Source organism: Variovorax sp. P1_H2 (assembly GCF_056405295.1).
The window spans coordinates 1-2,891 of the sequence record NZ_JBFUCJ010000247.1 but is presented as its reverse complement, the minus strand read 5'-3'; the positions used below and the strand labels follow the sequence as shown (position 1 = coordinate 2,891).

4 protein-coding genes are annotated in these 2,891 nt (G+C 68.9%); 2 read left to right on the top strand and 2 right to left on the bottom strand.

The window, feature by feature from the left end; genetic code table 11:
• Nucleotides 1-81: 81 nt before the first annotated feature.
• Complete coding sequence (gene pmbA, locus AC1D2E_RS35385; protein ID WP_478201720.1) at nucleotides 82-1,452, bottom strand: metalloprotease PmbA; 1,371 nt, start codon at nucleotides 1,450-1,452, stop codon at nucleotides 82-84.
• Nucleotides 1,453-1,510: 58 nt separating this feature from the next.
• On the opposite strand from pmbA, the gene yjgA reads away from it, so the two are divergent.
• Entirely contained in the window at nucleotides 1,511-2,167 is a 657-nt protein-coding gene (gene yjgA / locus AC1D2E_RS35380; protein WP_478201719.1) for a ribosome biogenesis factor YjgA, read from the top strand.
• The gene (mog, locus tag AC1D2E_RS35375; protein ID WP_478201718.1) at nucleotides 2,164-2,751 is read left to right on the top strand and encodes a molybdopterin adenylyltransferase; all 588 of its coding nucleotides are present in this window, start codon (nucleotides 2,164-2,166) and stop codon (nucleotides 2,749-2,751) included. Before yjgA ends, mog begins: the two co-directional genes overlap by 4 nt.
• On the opposite strand, the gene AC1D2E_RS35370 is transcribed toward mog, so the two are convergent.
• A partial coding sequence (locus AC1D2E_RS35370) for an aldehyde dehydrogenase family protein (RefSeq protein WP_478201721.1) occupies nucleotides 2,748-2,891 on the bottom strand: 144 nt, incomplete at its 5' end. The two genes, mog and AC1D2E_RS35370, sit on opposite strands and share 4 nt — an antisense overlap.

Sequence of the window (2,891 nt, the reverse complement as noted above, 5' to 3'; positions counted from 1 at the left end):
GCTGACTGCGCCCCCGGTAGGGGGTGGGAGGGCTACACGCAGTGAGCCCRACCTGGGGGCGAGCCTTTGCTGGGGGCGAGCCTATGCCCCCGCGATCTTCATGCGGTTGACCAGCACGGAACCGGTGGTCTTGGCGCCGTAGTTGTAGGCATCGGCCCCCACCGCCTCGATGCCCAGCAGCATGTCCTTGAGATTGCCGGCGATCGTGATCTCCTGCACCGGGAACGCGATCCGGCCCTTCTCGACCCAGAAGCCGCTGGCGCCGCGCGAATAGTCGCCGGTGACGTAGTTGACGCCCTGGCCCATCAGCTCGATCACCAGCAGGCCGGTGCCGAGCTTGGCCAGCATGGCGTCGAGATCGTCGTCCTTTTTCGTCAGGCGCGAAGTCAGCGTCAGGTTGTGCGAGCCGCCGGCGTTGCCGGTGGTCCTCATGCCCAGCTTGCGGGCCGAATAGGTGCTGAGGAAATAACCCTCGAGCCGTCCGGCGTCGACCACCTTGCGCTTGCGCGTCGTCACGCCTTCGTCGTCGAAGGGCGAGCTGCCCTTGCCGCGCGGCACGTGCGGATCCTCGACCACGTCGATGTGCTTGGGCAGCACCTTCTTGCCCAGCGAATCGAGCAGGAAGCTGCTCTTGCGGTAGAGCGCCCCGCCGCTGGTGGCCTGCACCAAGCCGCCCAGCAGGCCGGCCGCCAGCGGCGACTCGAACAGCACCGGGCATTCGGTGGTCTTGATCTTTCGCGACTTGAGGCGGCTCAACGCACGCTCGGCGGCGTAGCGGCCCACCGCCGCGGGACTCGCGAGCTCCTCGGCCGAGCGCATCGAGCTGTACCAGGCGTCGCGCTGCATGTCGTCGCCCTTGCCGGCGATCGGCGCCACCGAGATCGAGTGGCGCGAGCTCGCATAGCCGCCACGGAAGCCGCGCGTGTGGGCGCTGAAGAAATGGCTTTGCTGGGCCGAGACGCCGGCGCCTTCGCTGTTGGTGATGCGCTTGTCGGTCGAGAGGGCCGCCGCCTCGCATTCGAGCGCCAGCCGGGCCGCCTGCTCACTGCTGATGTCCCAGGGATGGAACAGGTCGAGGTCGGGCTGCTCCTTGGCGATGTCGGCCTCGTCGGGCAGGCCGCTGACCGGGTCTTCGGCCGTGAAGCGGGCGATGTCGTAGGCCGCCTGCACGGTCTGCGCGATGGCGGCCTCGGAGAAGTCGGAGGTGCTGGCATTGCCGCGGCGGTGGCCGACATAGACCGTGACGCCGAGCGACTTGTCGCGGTTGCGCTCGACGTTCTCGAGCTCGCCCTTGCGCACCGAGACGCTCAGGCCGCAGCCTTCGGACGCCTCCGCGCCGGCATCGGTCGCTCCGAGCTTCCTGGCATGCGCCAAGGCGGAATCGACCAGGTTTTCGAAGAAGGGACGGCTGTAGGCGAAGCCGGAGTCGGCGCGCGATGAAGATGTGGTCATGTGTTGGCTATGATACTTGCGCCCCCTGTTCCCGATGGTGCGGCCAACGATTGCATCTATGTCCCGCAAACCCAAAAAAGGCTACTTCGTCCGTGGCGAGTTCGTGGCCGAAGGCAGCGAACTCGATCTGGAGCTCAAGCGCGAGCTCAAGGGCACCGACGCCGCCAGCAAGACCGACCTCAAACGCGAGAGCGCCGAACTGCAGGCGCTGGGCGAAGCCCTGCTCGGCCTGCGGGCCGGCCTGTTCGACGCCCTCGACCTGGGCGACAAGCTCAAGGACGCGATCGCCGACGCCAAGCGCATCACCAACTTCGAGGGCAAGCGGCGCCAGATGCAGTTCATCGGCAAGCTGATGCGCGGCCTCGATGCCGAGACCCTCGACGCGGTGCGCGCCGCCCTGGCCGAGCAGGATCGCCTGCCGGCCGAGGAGACCGCGGCGCTGCACGAAGCCGAGCGCTGGCGCGACCAGCTGATCGCCGACGACGATGCGCTCGGCGGCTGGATCGAAACCCACCCCGCCTCCGACGCGCAGCAGCTGCGCGCGCTGGTGCGCCAGGCCCGCAAGGACATCAAGGCCGGCCCGGCAGGCGTTGCCCCACGCCAGGGCAAGGCCTACCGCGAGGTGTTCCAGCTCGTGCGCGCCCAGCTGCGCGTGCACGGCGCGGCCGACCTCGCCGACGAGGCGGCCGAGCAGTCGCGCGAGGAGGACGCATGACGGCGCTCGATCCGGTACGCATCGGCATCGTCTCGGTCAGCGACCGCGCTTCCAGCGGCGTCTACGAGGACAAGGGCCTGCCCGCACTGAAGGAATGGCTGCAGCGCGCCGTGCGCAATCCGATCACCTTCGACTCGCGCCTGATCCCCGACGAGCAGGCCGGCATCAGCACGGCGCTGATCGCGCTGGTCGATGCCGGCTGCTCGCTGGTGCTGACCACAGGCGGCACCGGCCCGGCCCTGCGCGACGTCACGCCCGAAGCCACGCTGGCCGTGGCCCACAAGGAGATGCCGGGCTTCGGCGAGCAGATGCGGCAGATCAGCCTGCGCTTCGTGCCGACCGCGATCCTGTCGCGCCAGGTCGCGGTGATCCGCGAGCGCAGCCTGATCATCAACCTGCCGGGCCAGCCGAAGGCGATCGCCGAAACCCTCGAAGGGCTGCGCAACGCCGACGGCTCGCAGGCCGTGCCGGGCATCTTCGCCGCCGTGCCCTACTGCATCGACCTGATCGGCGGACCGTACCTCGAGACCGACGAAGCGGTCTGCAAGGCGTTTCGGCCGAAGTCGGCGATTCGTCCTGCCTAGGCCATCGTGTAGGCGGTCTTCACCACGGTGAAGAACTCCTGCGCGTACCTGCCCTGCTCGCGCGGGCCGTAGCTCGAGCCCTTGCGCCCGCCGAAGGGCACGTGGTAGTCCACCCCCGCCGTCGGCAGGTTGACCATCAC